At 70.0% G+C, this 16,295-nt stretch carries 14 protein-coding genes and 1 pseudogene; 6 read left to right on the forward strand and 9 right to left on the reverse strand.

Annotated features, from left to right (window positions below):
- Positions 1-197, reverse strand: a pseudogene (locus tag ABZ318_RS27785) (methylmalonyl-CoA carboxyltransferase); the annotation flags it as partial.
- A gap of 124 nt (positions 198-321) precedes the next feature.
- Positions 322-525: an acyl-CoA carboxylase subunit epsilon gene (locus ABZ318_RS27790; RefSeq protein WP_356905213.1), complete on the reverse strand. Its 204-nt coding sequence runs from the start codon at positions 523-525 to the stop codon at positions 322-324.
- Positions 526-968: 443 nt separating this feature from the next.
- On the opposite strand from ABZ318_RS27790, the gene ABZ318_RS27795 reads away from it, so the two are divergent.
- From ABZ318_RS27795 to ABZ318_RS27805, 3 genes are all read left to right on the forward strand, one after another.
- Positions 969-1,628, forward strand: a complete 660-nt coding sequence (locus ABZ318_RS27795; RefSeq protein WP_356905214.1) for a glyoxalase — start codon at positions 969-971, stop codon at positions 1,626-1,628.
- 60 nt (positions 1,629-1,688) lie between these two features.
- Positions 1,689-2,153, forward strand: a complete 465-nt coding sequence (locus ABZ318_RS27800; protein ID WP_356905215.1) for a DUF1801 domain-containing protein — start codon at positions 1,689-1,691, stop codon at positions 2,151-2,153.
- Between the two features lie 757 nt (positions 2,154-2,910).
- Positions 2,911-3,777 carry an AraC family transcriptional regulator gene (locus ABZ318_RS27805; RefSeq protein ID WP_356905216.1) on the forward strand — a complete coding sequence of 289 codons (867 nt, stop codon included), beginning with the start codon at positions 2,911-2,913 and terminating at the stop codon, positions 3,775-3,777.
- Positions 3,778-3,820: 43 nt separating this feature from the next.
- Here ABZ318_RS27805 and ABZ318_RS27810 read toward each other — a convergent pair whose 3' ends face one another.
- From ABZ318_RS27810 to ABZ318_RS27820, 3 genes are all read right to left on the reverse strand, one after another.
- On the reverse strand, positions 3,821-5,125 hold the full coding sequence (locus ABZ318_RS27810) for a ParB N-terminal domain-containing protein (RefSeq protein ID WP_356905217.1): 1,305 nt from the start codon (positions 5,123-5,125) through the stop codon (positions 3,821-3,823).
- A 170-nt stretch (positions 5,126-5,295) separates the two neighbouring features.
- A complete protein-coding gene (locus tag ABZ318_RS27815) occupies positions 5,296-6,132 on the reverse strand; it encodes an ABC transporter permease (RefSeq protein ID WP_356905218.1) in 837 nt (278 codons plus the stop codon).
- Positions 6,129-7,052 carry an ATP-binding cassette domain-containing protein gene (locus tag ABZ318_RS27820; RefSeq protein WP_356905219.1) on the reverse strand — a complete coding sequence of 308 codons (924 nt, stop codon included), beginning with the start codon at positions 7,050-7,052 and terminating at the stop codon, positions 6,129-6,131. The genes ABZ318_RS27815 and ABZ318_RS27820 overlap by 4 nt, the downstream gene beginning before the upstream one ends.
- A gap of 229 nt (positions 7,053-7,281) precedes the next feature.
- Between ABZ318_RS27820 and ABZ318_RS27825 the strand changes: the two genes are divergently transcribed.
- A complete protein-coding gene (locus ABZ318_RS27825) occupies positions 7,282-8,055 on the forward strand; it encodes a gamma-glutamyl-gamma-aminobutyrate hydrolase family protein (RefSeq protein ID WP_356905220.1) in 774 nt (257 codons plus the stop codon).
- Positions 8,056-8,126: 71 nt separating this feature from the next.
- Complete coding sequence (locus tag ABZ318_RS27830) at positions 8,127-8,621, forward strand: carboxymuconolactone decarboxylase family protein (protein ID WP_356905221.1); 495 nt, start codon at positions 8,127-8,129, stop codon at positions 8,619-8,621.
- A 129-nt stretch (positions 8,622-8,750) separates the two neighbouring features.
- On the opposite strand, the gene ABZ318_RS27835 is transcribed toward ABZ318_RS27830, so the two are convergent.
- The 4 genes from ABZ318_RS27835 to ABZ318_RS27850 all read right to left on the reverse strand — a co-directional run bounded on the left by ABZ318_RS27835 (position 8,751) and on the right by ABZ318_RS27850 (position 14,201).
- Positions 8,751-10,133, reverse strand: coding sequence for an NDP-hexose 2,3-dehydratase family protein (locus tag ABZ318_RS27835; protein ID WP_356905222.1), 1,383 nt, complete (start codon positions 10,131-10,133; stop codon positions 8,751-8,753).
- Entirely contained in the window at positions 10,130-11,110 is a 981-nt protein-coding gene (rfbB, locus tag ABZ318_RS27840; protein ID WP_356905223.1) for a dTDP-glucose 4,6-dehydratase, read from the reverse strand. Before rfbB ends, ABZ318_RS27835 begins: the two co-directional genes overlap by 4 nt.
- Before the next feature lie 116 nt (positions 11,111-11,226).
- Complete coding sequence (locus ABZ318_RS27845) at positions 11,227-13,614, reverse strand: excinuclease ABC subunit UvrA (RefSeq protein WP_356905224.1); 2,388 nt, start codon at positions 13,612-13,614, stop codon at positions 11,227-11,229.
- A 230-nt stretch (positions 13,615-13,844) separates the two neighbouring features.
- Entirely contained in the window at positions 13,845-14,201 is a 357-nt protein-coding gene (locus ABZ318_RS27850) for a VOC family protein (RefSeq protein WP_356905225.1), read from the reverse strand.
- 164 nt (positions 14,202-14,365) lie between these two features.
- Between ABZ318_RS27850 and ABZ318_RS27855 the strand changes: the two genes are divergently transcribed.
- Positions 14,366-15,904 (forward strand): alpha/beta fold hydrolase, encoded by a 1,539-nt coding sequence (locus ABZ318_RS27855; RefSeq protein ID WP_356905226.1) that lies wholly within the window; start codon positions 14,366-14,368, stop codon positions 15,902-15,904.
- The last annotated feature ends 391 nt before the right edge of the window (positions 15,905-16,295 follow it).

The following is a 16,295-nucleotide window of genomic DNA, read 5'->3' on the forward strand; positions in this document are numbered from 1 at the left end:
TCGCTGAAGGAACCAGGATCGAGCAGCAGCTCGATGCGCTCACGCGCCGTCAGCTTGCCCTTCGCGTGCTGCGCCTCGGTCGCGCGCTCACTCGGACCGCCGGCCGCCTGCGCACGGATCGCGTGCAGCTCGGCCACACGCCCATGAGCGTTCGCCGCCTCCACAGAGGCCCGAGGAATGCTCTTCACTACTGTCACGACACGTCCCTCCCTCTCTCAAGGTGCGGCCCGATCGACGCACCACCACAACAAGCCGCTTGTGCGGTCTGTTGCGGTGGGGCATGGCGCGCACACGAATCAGCCAGGGTGAAACAGCCGGCGCCTAACGCCAGCTGTACGGGGAGCGGTAGACCGCGCCGACCCGCTCCGGATCCCACCGGGGGACCTCGGGCGACTGCACGTCGCCGCTCTCCTCGTCTCGCCCCGCCAGTAGTGAGCACAGCACGACGGTGACCGCGGCCAGCTCCTCGTCGCTGGCCCGCCCGCGCTCCACCCGGAGCGTGGGCGCGGTGTCGAAATTGCCCATTCCCCCTCCTTCAGGCCTTCGTTCACCGTGCGCCACCCGCCTAAAGGAGCGGTTTGGTCCCGCTTGAGAATCGCTTGGGACCGCCATGGGGAGCTCATGAAGCGCAGCCCGGCCCGGGACCGGAGCCGTTGTCCGATGGCATCCCTTCAGAAGGAACGGGTGTGAACGGTGACGGCGCGCGAGAGTGCCCGGTCGGACGTGCTGCGCGACGGGCGGCGTCCCCTGAACCGCAAGGGGATGCTCACCTGCGATCTCGCCGCCGGCCTCGACGCCTGGCTCCGCCTCCTGGCCCTCCATGACGACGATGGCTCCGCATCGAGACCACCTGGCCCTGGGCACGTTCACCACCCGCTTCACCGAGTTGGTCGGCATGCCGCGCAAGCGGCGAGACTGGGCAGGATTCGAGAAGCCCCGGCCACACCCAGCCCCCTAGGGTGACGGACATGGCAACCACCACTTCCACCGCAGCCCCCGTGTCCCTCGCGTCGGTCACCCTTGAGGTGGCCGACCTCGAGGCCGCCCGCCGCTTCTACGGCGCCTTCGGCGTGGACACGTACATCCGCCTGCGGGCGTCCGAGGCACACTCCACCGGATTCCGCGGCTTCACCCTGGGGCTCACGGTGTCCAACCCGGCCACCGTCGACGGCTTCTTCACCGCCGCCGTGGACGCCGGCGCCACGGTGCTGAAGCCCGCGGCGAAGTCGCTGTGGGGCTACGGCGGCGCCCTCCAGGCCCCGGACGGGACGATCTGGAAGATCGCGACCTCGGCGAAGAAGGACACTGGCCCCGCCACCCGCGAGATCGACGAGGTCGTCCTGCTGCTCGGTGTCGAGGACGTGAAGGCCACCAAGCAGTTCTACGTAGGCCGGGGCCTGACCGTGGCCAAGAGCTTCGGCGGCAAGTACGCCGAGTTCGCCGCCGATCAGTCCAGCCCCGTCAAGCTGGCGCTGTACAAGCACCGCGCGCTGGCCAAGGACCTCGGCGTCCCCGCCGACGGCACCGGCTCGCACCGCATCGTCCTCGGCAGCACCGCCGACTCCTTCACCGACCCGGACGGCTTCGCCTGGGAGGCCGCCGCGCCGGCCGCCCCCACACCGTCCTGACCTCCGGTCCCGTACTTCCGCACCGCCCTGTCTCACCTTTTGCACGAGAGGAAACCTGTTATGCCGTCCACGAAGTCGCCCGCCGAGAAGTACGACGGATTCACCGCCGAGGAGCGGGCCGCGATGAAGGAGCACGCACGCGAGCAGAAGAAGACGGCGGCGCGGCGTGGTGCGTCCCGGGCGGAGAAGGAGGCGGCAGCGGAGCAGGACGTGCTCGCGAAGATCGCCGAGATGCCGGAAGCGGACCGGGTCCTCGCCGAGCGGATCCACGAGATCGTCAAGACCGCCGCTCCCGACCTCGCGCCCAAGCTCTGGTACGGGATGCCCGCGTACGCCAGGGACGGCAAGGTCGTCTGCCACTTCCAGAGCGCGGAGAAGTTCAAGTCCAGGTACGCCACGCTCGGCTTCAGCGACCAGGCGGCACTCGACGACGGTGCGATGTGGCCGACCACCTACGCCCTGAAGGAGTTGACCGCGGCCGACGAACAGCGCATCAGCGCCCTCGTGAAGACGGCAGTGGGCTGAGACCGACCGGGGGCGGGACCAGCGGCGAGACCGACAGAGCCGTGGAAGACGTCCATGCGCCTGGACCCGTACGTCGCGGGTCACCGTTTCAGGTCTGTGGCGGACGGGTCGGTGACGTGGCCGATCCGGAGTGTGAGTTCGCCGAGGTGGTAGGAGATCACGCGGCCGGTGGGACGGACCCGGCGGTTGTCGGGGGTAGAGGCCGGTCATGGCCTGTTCGGGGCCGAGCACGCGTCTGAACTGCCGTTCGACGAGGCAGAAGACGAGCAGGACCAGGCAGATGACCTGGATCACGGCGGTGACGCGCCGGTTGTGCCGGACGAAGACCGGGGCGACCGCGAGAGGCCCTTTGAAGTCGGGTGGCGGCGCTCGACCGTGCCCTGGCCCTTGTAGTGGATCAGGGCCTCGGCCGGGTCTGCCCGGTCGGCGCCGGGGCGATGAAACGGACTCTTCGGCCGCTCCGCCGCCGAAGACCCGGGCATGGACCGGAACACCGCCGTCGGCCGATACCGCCGGCCCGGCCCGGACTTGCCTCAGGTCGAATTGCCGATCCCCGGGATGCCCGTAGCCGACGACGGGGAAGTCCTCGTCCTTGCCCCGGTTCGGATGGGAGACGCCGCGTTCGCCGACGGGCTGTTCGAGACCGGGCGGTCCGCGAGGGCGAGAACGCAAGTGAACATCTCACGAGTGTTCTTCGAGTTATGCACGATGTCGCCGCGCGACTCTGCTGTCTGGATCGAGACGTAGTGAGGTGCGTATGGATAACGCAGCGGAAAGGGCGATCGAGTACATTCGGGAGCGTTACGGCGAGCCGCTGACTCTCACGGAGATCGCCGAAAGCGCTCTGCTCAGCCGCTTCTATTTCACGCGGCTGTTCAAGGAGGAGACCGGGATCACCCCCGGCAGATTTCTGGCAGCGATCCGCATTCACGAGGCCAAGCGGCTCATCGAGCACACCTCGATGAGCATCACCGATATCTCCTACGCGGTCGGCTACAACAGCCTGGGGTCGTTCACCAACTCCTTCACGTCCGGCGTCGGGGTCTCCCCGACCAGATACCGGCGGCTGACGCGGGACGGCGAGGGCGGACTGCCGGGACCGGAGCCCGACCTCCGGGCCGGGTACGGCACCATCGCGGGCACCATCAGCCTCCCGGCCGGCCACGGCAACGCGCGCGTGTTCCTCGGGGCCTTCGCCACACCCGTGGTCCAGCACCCGTGCGTCGCCTCGGTCGTCGTCGACGTACCGGCCGGCCGGCCGTCCTGCTACTCGCTCCAGAACGTCCCCGAGGGGGAGTGGCACTTGCTCGCGGTGGCGGTCGCCGACGGCATCGGGCCCGAGGCCCGCACCCGGCGGACCACCCTCGTCGCGGGGCGCGGCCCGACGACCGTGCCCGTCACCGACGACGGCATCGTGAGCGCCGCCGTCCGGCTGCGGCCCGTACGGGCCACCGATCCGCCGATCCTGCTGGCGCTGCCCGAACTCGTCCCGCCGGCCGAGGTCGTGTCCCACCCCGGCTGTGCCTCCGTCAATCCGGAGGGCGAGCCGGTGGTCGGGGGGCGCCGGGCCGCGGGCCACCTCAGGGTGGTGTCCGCGGCGCCGGAGCCGGCCCCCGTGGCGTAGGCCGCCCCGGGCCCTGCCCGCCTGGCGGCTCTGACCGAGCAGGTCACGACACTATGTCCTGCTTGGTCTTGAGCTGCTCGGCGAGCAGGTGCCACTCGCGGCCGATGCGCTCGGCTATGGGGGCGATGACACCGACCCAGTGCGCCGGGACGGCGTCGACCAGGTTGCGCCACTCCTCGTTCGGGTCGGTGGCGTGCGCCTGCATCCAGCGGAGGAAATCCCGGCCGCCGGCCGTGTAGCGGATGGCCGGGTCGCTGGCCATCTTCGCCGCGACCGTCGCCCACGCGGGCGGCGCCTCGGTGTGGTTCCTGCGCTGCGGTGCGGCGTCCGCGCCGGTCGCCACCCGCAGCGGGGCCCGGGACGCGCCGCCCGCCGCCGGAGCCGTACGCGCCGACTCCTCAGAGCGGCCCACGGGTGGTACGGACCGCACGGACGGCACGGCCTGGAGCGACTGGAGCGGCCGGACGGTCGGCAGCGTGTGCACCGGGTGCGCCGGGTGCGCGGGCCGGCCGGGCTGCGCGAACGGACCGGGCTGCGCCGGGTGGTTGGGGCGGTCGAACGGGCCCTGCTGACCGGCGCGGTCCTGCGGTACGGTCGTGGCAGCGCGCTCCCGTGCGGCGGCAGACTGGCGGCCGTCCCGCTCCGGGCCCTCGCCGCGCCGCAGCCGCATGCTCACGTCGTGGACGGTGCCGAGCGACACGTCGGTCTCGCGGGCGACCTGCCGCAGCGGCGCGTTCGGGTGCGCGGCGATGTACTCGGCGGCCCGACGCCGGCCCTCGCCCGCGTCCACCGGACGCCTGCGGCCGTCCCGGCCGATGCGCTTGCCGTCGAGCGGTGTCGCCTCCTCCGTACGGTCACGCAGCGAGGAGATCGTCTTCGCGCTCAGACCGGTGATGCCCGCGATGGCGCGGTCGGACCAGTCGGGGTGGGAGCTCAGGACGCGCTGGGCGCCGGCCATGCGGTCCGCCTTCGACAGGGGCAGACCGTGCGAGCCGTTCGCCTTCATGGCGATGACGAGCGCCTCGGAGTTCGAGCAGTCGAGGAAGCGCGCCTTGATGGTGGTGTCGCCCCGGAGCCGCGCGGCCTCGAGCCGGTGCAGACCGTCAATGATGCGATAGCCGTCCATCTTGACGAGAATGGGCGGGAGTTCCGTCGTGCTCGCCGCGTCGACGAGCAGCTGGATATGGGCGGCGTCCGTACCGCCCTGACGCAGGGGCACCCCGGCCGACAGGGCGCTGATGGGAACGTCGCGCGCAGGCAGTTTTTCGAAGTTCTTCAGATCGAATTCACTGCGTCCCGACGAGTCGGGGATCGCCGTCTTGGCGGAGCTGAATGCACTCGTTATCAAGACGGCTTGGGCATTGCTGTGAGCCATTCCGTTTTCTCCCTCTCTGCTGCCGCTGTTCAGAGAGTCGCAGGACGGTCTTCAGCCGCAGTCGAGGGAGGGTGGACGCTCCCTGGAAACACGACACCGCGGGCGCCCGCCGGATCGGCGGACACCCGCGGTGGGCGGGGAGGTCAGGCGTCCCTGCGGCGCAGCAGCACCGCGGCGACGGCCAGCAGCGCGGCGGTCCACAGGGCGAGGACTCCGATTCCCTGCCAGGGCCCCAGCACGTCGCCGACGCGCGACTGCTGCTGGGTCATCATGAAGCCTGCCTGGGTGGGCAGGTAGGCGTGGACGTACGTGCCGGCCTTGCCGGGCAGCAGCGCGGCCATCGGCGTGAGCACCAGGACGAAGCCGATGACACCGGTGATGCTCGCGGCCGTGTGCCGGATGATCGCGCCGACGGCGAGCGCGAACAGACCGAGCAGGGCCAGGTAGAGGCCGGTGCCGGCGACGGCCCGCAGGACGCCCGGGTCGCTGAGCGCGACCGGCGCCTTCTCCTTCAGGATCGGCGCGCCGATGAGGAACGAGCCGAACGCGGTCACCTCGCCGACGACGAGGACCAGGAGACCGAAGACGGCGCCCTTGGCCGCGAGGACCGGGACGCGCTTCGGGACGGCGAGCAGGCTTGCGCGGATCATGCCCGTGGAGTACTCCGAGGCGATGACCATCACGCCGAGCACGCAGACCGCGAGCTGGCTGAGCAGGATGCCGCTGCCCAGGATCGTGCCGGTCGGGTCGATCCGCATCGCGGCCTGCTGGGCCGGCTCGCTCTTGTCCCAGTTCGCGACGCCCATCTGCATGAACAGCGCGGTGAAGATCAGGGACACCACGACCAGGATGGCCAGCGACCAGACGGTGGAGCGCACCGAGCGGATCTTCGTCCACTCCGAGAGCATCAGCCGTCCGAGGCTCGGCTTGTGCTGCGCTTCGGCGGCGGACGCCGGGGCGGGGGCGGTCAGGGTGGTCACTTCGCACCTCCGGCGGCGGGCACGGCGGCGTCGTACTCGACGGCGTCCTTGGTCAGTTCCATGAAGGCGTCCTCCAGCGAGCCGCGGCTGGTCGAGAGCTCGTGCAGGACCAGGCCGCCGGCGGCGGCGAGTTCGGCGATGCGCGGGGCCACGAGCCCGACGACGTCCAGATCGCCCTCGACCTCGGTGACCGTGGCGCCCTCCGCCTTGAGCAGCTCGGCGAGCTTCTCCCGCTCGGGGGTCTTCACCAGGACCGACTGCTTGGTGCTGCGCTCGATGAACTCCTCGGTGGAGCAGTCGGCGACCAGCCGACCGCGGCCGATGACGATGAGGTGCTCGGCGGTGACGGCCATCTCGTTCATCAGGTGGCTGGAGACGAAGACGGCACGGCCCTCGGCCGCCAGCGACTTCATCAGGTTGCGGATCCAGAGGATGCCCTCCGGGTCCAGGCCGTTGAGCGGCTCGTCCAGGATCAGCGCCGCCGGGTCGCCGAGCAGCGCGGTGGCGATGCCGAGCCGCTGGCCCATGCCGAGGGAGAAGCCGCCCGCGCGCTTGCGCGCCACTGACCCGAGGCCTACCTGCTCGATGACCTCCTCGACCCGGCGCTTGCCGAAGCCCTGGGTCTGCGCGAGGCAGAGCAGGTGGTCGTAGGCGCTGCGGCCGGTGTGCACGGCGCGCGCCTCCAGGAGGGCGCCGACCGCGCGCATCGGCTGCGCGAGGTCGCGGTAGGGCACACCGTTGATGGTGGCCTCACCCGCGTCGGGCCGGTCCAAGCCGAGGAGCAGCCGCATCGTGGTGGACTTGCCCGCGCCGTTGGGGCCCAGGAAGCCGGTGACCCGGCCGGGCTTGACCGTGAAGGACAGGTCGTCCACGGCGGTCTTGCCGCCGTAGCGTTTCGTGATGTGCTTCGCCTCGATCATGGTCACCTCAGGTGAAGGGGGTGCGAGAGATATCGGGAGACAGAAGGATCCCGACTCTGTGGTACCAGGACCGGCATTCCGTTCAGTAGTGCTCCGCCCCGATCCGGGGTTGAACACGGGCCATGGATTCACGCCCCGCGGATATTTTTGACGGCGGGTCCGTCTCCGGGGACGGTTGTTTCATCTGCTTCTTTTCCTCAGTCGAACCCGGAAACCCCCAAGGGTGGTCATGAATTCAATCCCGAATCACCCGGCGGAGGTGCCCCGGCGGCCCGTCATCGGGATCGTCGCGCGGACCGCGCCGGTCACGCTCCAGGGCTCCGACCTGGTCGTCAGCCTCGCACTCCAGGCCCACATCGCCTACCTCGCCGAGGCCGGCTGCGCCCCGCTCCTCCTGCCGCTGCTGCCCGGTGTCGAGGAGCTCGTCGACCGGATCGACGGCCTCCTCGTCCCGGGCGGGCCGGACATCGACCCGGCGCTGTACGGTGAGGCCGCGCACCCGGTCACCCGGGCCATGACCCCGGACGCCGACCGCGTCGAACTGGCTCTGGTCAGAGCGGCACTCGACGCCGAACTGCCCGTCCTGGCCGTCTGCCGCGGCATGCAGCTGCTCAATGTGCTGCACGGAGGCTCCCTCCAGCAGCACCTTCCGGACGTCACCGGCCACGACGGCCACCGTCCGGACACACCGTCCTTCACCCTCGGACGCCACCCGCTCAAGCTCGTGGCCGGCAGCCGTATCGCCGGCATCCTCGACGAGGGTGAGCCGGAGTCGGCCTGCCACCACCACCAGGCGGTGGAGCGGCTCGGCGACGGTCTCACCGTCACCGCGCGGGCTGCGGACGGGACCGTCGAGGCGGTCGAGGTGACGGACCACCCCTTCGCCGTCGGAGTGCAATGGGAAGCCGGATACACGGCCGACCGGCGACTGCACCACGCATTCGCCGAAGCCGCAGGCGCCACAAAGAAAATCAGTGAGCAGTCGGAATTCCGCACCACTTGAGAAAGAACGGCCCCTGAGGGCAAGCTGTTTTCCGATCCCCATCAGAAGGAGAATTACAGATGTCGCCGCGGATGCCTAACCCTTCGCTGGTCGTCCCCGATGTTCTGCCCCCCATGCGAGCACTGGTCAAGGCCATCAACAGTGTCGGTGTGCCGTTGCAGACGCTCGTTCTCATCCACCTGCGGGTGAGCCAGATCAACGGCCGCCCGGTCCAGATCCCCGTGAAGAAGCGCGAGTTCGAGGAGGCCGGCGAGGAGGACTTCCGCCTGCCGCTGGTGGAGACCTGGAGGGAGCAGACCTGCTTCACCGACGCCGAGCGTTCGGTGCTCGCGCTGGCCGAGGCCGCCACGCGGATCAACGATGTGAAGGACCCGGTCTCGGACGAGGTCTGGGCCGAGGCCGCCAAGCACTGGGACGAGAAGCAGCTCGGCGCCGTGGTGCTCCACATCGGCCTGGTGAACCTCTGGAACCGCGTCAACGTCGCCACGAAGCAGGAGCCGGTCGACTGGCGTGTGAACCCCAAGAAGTGGACCCCGATGACCACGCGGCTCGCCGCGAGCAAGTAATGGCCCGATCGGCCCGCACAACACAGAGGCCCTGTCCGGTGGAGAACTCCACCGACCAGGGCCTTCGTGCTGTGCGGGCCGTGTGCGCGCGACCGCGAGGGCCCCGGCGCCGGCTGGGGCCCTTCTCGGTCAGAACGTCCCCGCGCCCGCGGTGGTGAGGACCGCGAGCAGTGTCCGCGCCTGCACGTTCACATAACGGCTGTGGCCGGCGAGCCAGTTGAGCTGGCCCGGGGTCACCCAGTGGAAGCCGGGCGGCGCCTCGGCCGGCGTCGTCGCCTCGTCGGTCTCGACGATCAGATAGCGGCTCTCGGCGTTGAGGAACCGGCCGCCCTCCTCCGAGTGGACCGCAGAGTAACGGATCCGCTCGGGCGCGGCGTCCAGCATCAGGTCGAGGAACGGCGGCCGCTGGTCGGCCGGCAGGTGTGCGTAGTTCGACGGCACGTACTGCACGGTCGGCGCGAGCTCCACGGTGTCGAGGAATCCGCCCTCCACGCGCGCGTGCACGAGGACGTGCGGGACGCCGTCGAACACGCGGTACGCGAAGGCGACCAGGCCGGGACCGACCGGCTCGATGATCGGCTGGGTCCAGCCGCGGATCTCACGGCCGGCGCCCTCCACGGAGACCGCCACGACCCGGAAGAACCGATCGTCCTCGCGGTGGATGGAGTGGGCGTCCCGCCGCCAGCCGGAGATCTCGCGCAGCGGCATACGGCGGGCGCGGACGTCCTGACGGGCCCGCTCGCCGGTGAACCAGGTGAGCAGCTCGCCGTCGGAGGACAGCGCGCCTTCCTCCTCGGGGGCCATGGGGGCGCTTGCGAGGACGGTGCGCGCGTCCATGTTCACCACGTTGTCCAGGGCGAGCAGCTCCACGATCTGGCCGAGGGTCAGCCAGGCGAAGTCGTCGTGGACATGGACGGGGACGTCGGCGTCGACCTCGACGATCATGTTCCGGTTGCGCTTCTGGTAGAACCAGGCGCCGTGCTCGGACTGGAGGACGTCGGTGAGCACCCGGTGCCGGTCGGGCTCCAGGAAGTGCTCCAGGTACTTCACGGCCGCGCCGCCGTGGGCCTTGGTGTAGTTGCTGCGGGTGGCCTGCACGGTGGGGGAGAGCTGCACGAGGTTGGGGTTGCCGGGCTCCATCTTGGCCTGCATGAGGAAGTGGAGGACCCCGTCGAACTCCTTGGCCAGGATGCCGAGGATGCCGATCTCCATCTGGGCGATGATCGGCTGCTGCCACGAGCCGTCCGGCCGGGTGACGTGCAGGCCCTCGACGGTGAAGAACGCCCCGCTGCTGTGCCGCAGGTTGCCGGTGTCCGGCGCGAAGGACCAGTTGTCGAGCCCGGCGAAGGGGATCCGCCGGATCTCGGTGCCGCAGGTGACCCGGTGGAAGTCGAGCCACTCCAGGACCTCGGCGGTCGTGTGGTGGGCGCCCTGCGGCGTCGCGGCCGAGAGGGCGAGCCGCTCGGTGATCCCGGCGCGTGAGCGCGGGACGAGTCGGGTCAGGGTGCTCATGCCCGGCCCCCACTCGCCTTGACCGGCTTCCACCACTGCGGGTTGTCCCGGTACCAGGCGACGGTCTCCGCGAGGCCGCGGTCGAAGGAGGTGAGCGGCCGGTGGCCGAGCTCCTCCTCGATCTTGGACTGGTCGAGGGCGTAGCGGCGGTCGTGGCCCTTGCGGTCGGTGACGTGGTCGATCATGTCGAGGCCCACGCCGCAGAGTTCGACGAGCCGGTGGGCGAGCGTCAGGTTCGGCACGGCCGATCCGGAGCCGATGTTGTACGCCTCGCCGGCCCGGCCGCCGGTCAGGACCCGCTGCACGGCCCGGCAGTGGTCGTCGACGTGCAGCCACTCGCGGATCTGCTGCCCGTCCCCGTACACGGGGATGCGGCGGCCTTCGAGGAGGTTGGTGACCGCGAGCGGAATGAACTTCTCGGGGTGCTGGTACGGCCCGTAATTGTTGGAGCAGCGGGTGACCGAGACGTTCAGCCGGTGGGTGCGGAAATAGGCGAGCGCGATGAGGTCGGAGGAGGCCTTGGAGGCGGCGTACGGGGAGTTGGGGAGGAGCGGGGACTCCTCGGTCCAGAAACCCTCGTCGATGGAGCCGTACACCTCGTCCGTGGAGATGTGCACGACCCGCTCGACGCCGACCGCGAGGGCGGCCTCCATGACGGCCTGGGTGCCCTCCACATTCGTGCGGACGAAGTCGGCGCCGCTCTCGATGGAGCGGTCGACGTGGCTCTCGGCCGCGAAGTGGACCACCGCGTCCTGGCCTTCGAGCACGCTGTGCAGCAGGTCACGGTCGAGGATGTCGCCCCGGACGAAGGTGAGCCGCGGGTGCGCGGCGGGGAGGTTCTCCCGGTTGCCGGCATAGGTGAGCGCGTCGAGGACGGTGACGTGCGCGTCCTCGTACCCCAGGTATCCCCCGTCGAGCATGGTCCGTACGTAGTGGGAGCCGATGAATCCGGCGCCGCCGGTGACGAGGATTCTCATGAGATCACAGCGCAGTCGGAATTCCGCGGTCGAAACATATTCCTGTGCCCTTTTCGGTGATGGGGATGCGGTGCCGTGCAATGCACGCTAAGGAACTTCCTGAACAGGGGCATCTTTCAGATTGCCGGTCCAACCGCTGAACGCCCGACATAGGCCGCCAGGTGTTCACCGGTGAGCGTGGGACGGCCGGCGACGAGCTCGGCCGGGGTGCCTTCGAAGACGATCAGGCCGCCGTCCTGGCCGGCTCCGGGGCCGACGTCGACGATCCAGTCGGCGTGCGCCATCACGGCCTGGTGGTGCTCGATGACGATGACGGACTTGCCGGCGTCCACGAGCCGGTCGAGGAGCTGGAGCAGCTTCTCCACATCGGCGAGGTGGAGCCCGGAGGTCGGTTCGTCGAGGACGATCACCCCGCCCTTCTCGCCCAGGTGCGTGGCGAGCTTCAGCCGCTGCCGCTCACCGCCGGAGAGGGTGGTGAGCGGCCGGCCGATGGAGAGGTGGCCGAGGCCCACGTCGGAGAGGCGCTGGAGGATGCGGTGGGCGGCGGGGACGCGGGTGTCGCCCGCGCCGAAGAACTCCAGGGCTTCGTGGACCGGCATCGCGAGGACCTCGCTGATGTCGAGGCCGCCGAAGAGGTGCTCCAGGACGGAGCCGTCGAAGCGCCGCCCCTCGCAGTCCTCGCAGGTGGTGGCGGTGTCGGTCATCATCGCGAGATCGGTGTGGAGGACGCCGATGCCGTCGCAGGTGGGGCAGGCGCCCTCGGAGTTGGCGCTGAACAGCGCGGGCTTCACGCCGTTGGCCTTGGCGAAGGCCGTACGGATCGGGTCGAGGAGACCGGTGTACGTGGCGGGGTTGCTGCGCCGGGAGCCCTTGATCGGCGACTGGTCGGCGGCCACCACGCCGTCCCGGCGCGCCACCGAGCCGTGGACGAGGGAGCTCTTGCCGGAGCCGGCGACGCCGGTGACCACGCAGAGCACGCCGAGCGGCAGGTCGACGTCGACGTCCCGAAGGTTGTGGGTGGCGGCGCCGCGGATCTCCAGGTGCCCCTTCGGCTTCCGTACGGCCTCCTTCAGGGGGGCCCGGTCGTCGAGCCGGCGGCCGGTCGGGGTGCCGCTCGCGCGGAGCCCGTCGAGCGTGCCCTCGTACAGCACCTGGCCGCCGTCGGCGCCGGCGCCGGGGCCGAGGTCGACGACGTGGTCGGCGATGGCGATGGCCTCCGGCTTGTGCTCGACGACGAGGACGGTGTTGCCCTTGTCGCGCAGTTGGAGCAGCAGTTCGTTCATGCCGGCGATGTCGTGCGGGTGCAGGCCGGTGGTGGGCTCGTCGAAGACGTACGTGACGTCGGTGAGCGCGGAGCCGAGGTGGCGGATCATCTTGACGCGCTGTGCCTCGCCGCCCGACAGCGTGCCCGCCGGCCGGTCGAGGGAGAGGTAGCCGAGGCCGATCTCCGCGAACGAGTCCAGGGTCAGCTGGAGTGCGGTGAGCAGCGGCGCCACCGAGGGCTCGTCGAGGCCGCGCACCCAGGCGGCGAGCTCCCTGATCTCCATCGCGCAGGCGTCGGCCATCGAGATCCCGTGGATCTTCGAGGACCTGGCCTCGGCGGAGAGCCGGGTGCCCGCGCAGTCGGGGCAGGTGGTGAAGGCGACGGCCCGGTCGACGAAGGCCCGGATGTGCGGCTGGAGCGACTCCCGGTCCTTGGACAGCATCGACTTCCGGATCTTCGGGAGGAGGCCCTCGTAGGTGAGGTTGACCCCGTCGACCTTCACCTTGCGGGGCTCGCCGTGGAGGAACTCGCGCATCTCCCGTTCGGAGAAGTCGCGGATGGGCTTGCGCGGGTCGAGGACGCCGGACTCGGCGTAGACGCGGGTGGTCCAGAAGCTGTCCTGCTTCCAGCCGGGGATCGTGAACGCGCCGTCGCCGATCGCGCGCGTGTCGTCGTACAGCTGGGTGAGGTCGATGTCGGAGACGGTGCCGCGGCCTTCGCAGCGCGGGCACATCCCGCCGTGGTAGACGGCCTTGCGGACGACGATCCGCTTGCCGTCGGCCTTGTCGATGTTCATGGCGCCGCTCGCCGTGCGGCGCGGGACGTTGAAGGCGAAGGCGCTGGGCGGGCCGATGTGGGGGGTGCCGAGCCGGCTGAAGAGGATGCGCAGCATCGCGTTGGCGTCGGTGGCGGTGCCGACGGTGGAGCGGGGGTCGGAGCCGAGGCGTCGCTGGTCGACGACGATCGCGGCGGTCAGCCCTTCGAGGACGTCGACCTCGGGGCGGGGGTGCGTCGGCATGAAGCCCTGGACGAAGGCGCTGTACGTCTCGTCGACCAGCCGCCGTGACTCGGCGGCGATCGTGCCGAACGCCAGGGAGCTCTTGCCCGAGCCGGAGACCCCGGTGAAGACCGTCAGCCGGTGCTTGGGGATCTCGACGTCGACGTCCTTGAGGTTGTTCACGCGCGCGCCGTGCACCCGGATCCGGTCGTGGCGGTGGGCGGGGGCGGATTCCTGGCTCATGGGTCTCCCTCGCTGAGGCTCGCTGAGGACCGGGCCGCGGTCGCCCGGCCCGTCCGGCGAGGGTGCTGTGGCGCGCTCGATTCCCGCTCGCATACGACTCGAGCCCCGCTCGGGGGGAAATCGAGCGGGGCTCAAACGAGGTTCGAGCCGGACGCGAGACGGGCTCAAGGAGGATGCGAGTCGGGTTCGACGAGGTTCGAGCAGGAACCGGGAGGGCGAGAGGGTTTTCCTCAGCTGTCCTGGAGCAGCCCGAGAACGTTGCCGTCGACGTCCGTGACGGTGGCGACGAGACGGCCGCCGCCGACGTCGGCGGCCGGGTTCTGGACGGTGGCGCCCGCCGCGATCACCTCCGCAAGCTTCGCCTCGATGTCCGGCACGTGCCAGTACGTGACCGGCGCGGACATGCCCTGCGTACCGGCTCCCGGCACCAGGCCGATGTGCTGGCCTGCGACGTCGTAGCCGACGTAGAAGTCGGAGACGGTCTGCGGCTTGATGCCGAGCAGGGCGGTGTACACGCTCTCGGCCGTCGCCAGGTCCTTGACGGGATGCAGCACGGTCTTGATTCCCTGGATGGCGGATTCAGCCATGATCACTCCTGTGGTCGGGATCTTGTATTTGCATGCTAGGGAAATCCACCGACGCGGCACTTCTCCATTCGTGCTCACTTCTAGTGGGATTCCAGCCAGCGTTGACTGGAAATAGAGGTCCCGTTGTCAGGCTGCGAGCGCGTTGTATTCAGAAGGGGAATCACGTGAAGAAGCTCGCATTGGTCACCACAGTGATCGTGACCGGTCTGGTGGGTTCGACCCTCACCCCGGTCGCGGCGGCGGAGACCGCCGTCACTCCGACCGCCGGCACCATCGCATGGGCTCCGTGTCCGGAGAGCGACCCGGTCCTCGGCGCCATGCTCAAGGGCCTGGACTGCGGCAAGGTCGAGGTGCCGCTCGACTACAGCAACCCCGCAGGGCAGAAGATCAAGCTCGCGCTGACCCGTGCCAAGCACACCGTCGCCGACGCCGACTACAAGGGCGTCGTCATCCTCAACCGCGGCCAGTGGCCCGGCGGCATCGGCCGTGACCTGCCCACGCGTTACGCGAAGGGCACCACCGGCCTCGCCTCCGACGTAGGCACCGCCTACGACTGGATCGGCTTCGACCCGCGTGGCGTGGGCGCCAGCGAGCCGGCCGTTGTCTGCGACCCCTCCTACATCAACCCGACCCAGCCGGACCCGGTCCCGACCTCGCGGGCCGCCGAGCAGGCCTGGGTCGACCGCGCCAAGGCGTACGCCGAGAGCTGCGGCCAGCAGTACGGCGACGTGCTCAAGCACCTGACCACCAAGGACGCCGCGCACGACCTGGACCAGATGCGCATCGCCCTCGGCCAGGAGAAGATCACCTTCTTCGGCACCGACTGGGGCACCTACCTCGGCTCGATCTACGCCACCCTGTACCCGAACCGGGTCCAGCGGCTGCTCCTGGACAGCGTCGTCAGCCCGAGCGGCGTCGGCTTCCTGAACCAGGCCAGCAAGAACTTCACGTCGGAAGTGAACGCCGACCTGTTCTTCGCCTGGGTCGCCAAGTACGACAACGTCTACCACCTGGGTACGACCGCTGCCCAGGTCGAGGCCAAGTACTACGAGGGCCAGAACAAGCTCCGTGCCGCGCCCGTCGACGGCAAGATAGGCCCGGCCGAGTGGGCCGACGTCTTCGAGCCGGTTGTCTACCGGCACTGGACCTGGCTGAACCGCGCGAAGATCCTCTCCGACTTCGTCGCCAACGGCGACCCGACGTCGCTGAAGGCGAACTACTCGGACCCGGGCTTCCCGCACCAGAACCGCCACACCATGACCAACGCGGTCAACTGCACCGACGGCCCCTGGCCGAAGGACTGGAACGCCTACAGCGCGACCTACTCGGCCCAGCACGCCCTCGGCGCCAAGTTCCTGACCTGGAGCAACGCCTGGTACACCGCGCCCTGCGCCTTCTGGCCGGTGCCGTCCCAGACGCCCGTGCAGGTCGGTAACAGCAACGTGGAAGTCCTCATCGTCCAGCCGCAGTTCGACGCCGCGCACGGCCTCCTCGGCGCATACGAGACGAAGGCGCGCTTCCCGAACTCCCGGCTCATCATGGAGCAGGGCGGCCACAGCGTCGGCGCGGCCCTCTCCGCGAACAACAACACCTGCCTGAACACCCACGTCAGCAACTTCCTGCGGGACGGCACCCGGCCGGCCGCCGGGTGGGGCGCCGACGCGACCTGCCAGGCGGCTCCGGACCCGGTGCCCGCCGCCTGACCGGAACTCCGGCCAGGCGTCCGGCCCGGTCTTCCAGTCGGCTCACGACCGGGTACCCAGTCCGGTCCAAGGCACACCGCGGGTCCCGCACGAGCCAGGATGCTGTTGGTCAGTTCGGGTCCTCCTACTTCGCCCTGTCGATCGTTCGGTCGGCGGGGCGAAGTGCTGCGAAGCGGCGGGTGCGGGCCCGGCCCGCTACCCGCGCGAGCCGGCCCGGCGACAGGCAGGCTTCCCCGGACCGGGAACGGGTCCGCGAACTCCTCGTCCGTGAACAACGGCCCGAGCTCGTCCGACAACGTCGGCCTCAGGACCACAACCGGGTCTCGGAGGCCGACGTCACGCCAGGACCCCGGATCGACCAGCAGCATCGAGCCAGGTGCGCGGCCCGCTT

Origin of the sequence: Streptomyces sp. NPDC006197 (assembly GCF_040613865.1) — a bacterium.
Taxonomy (GTDB): Bacteria; Actinomycetota; Actinomycetes; order Streptomycetales; family Streptomycetaceae; genus Streptomyces.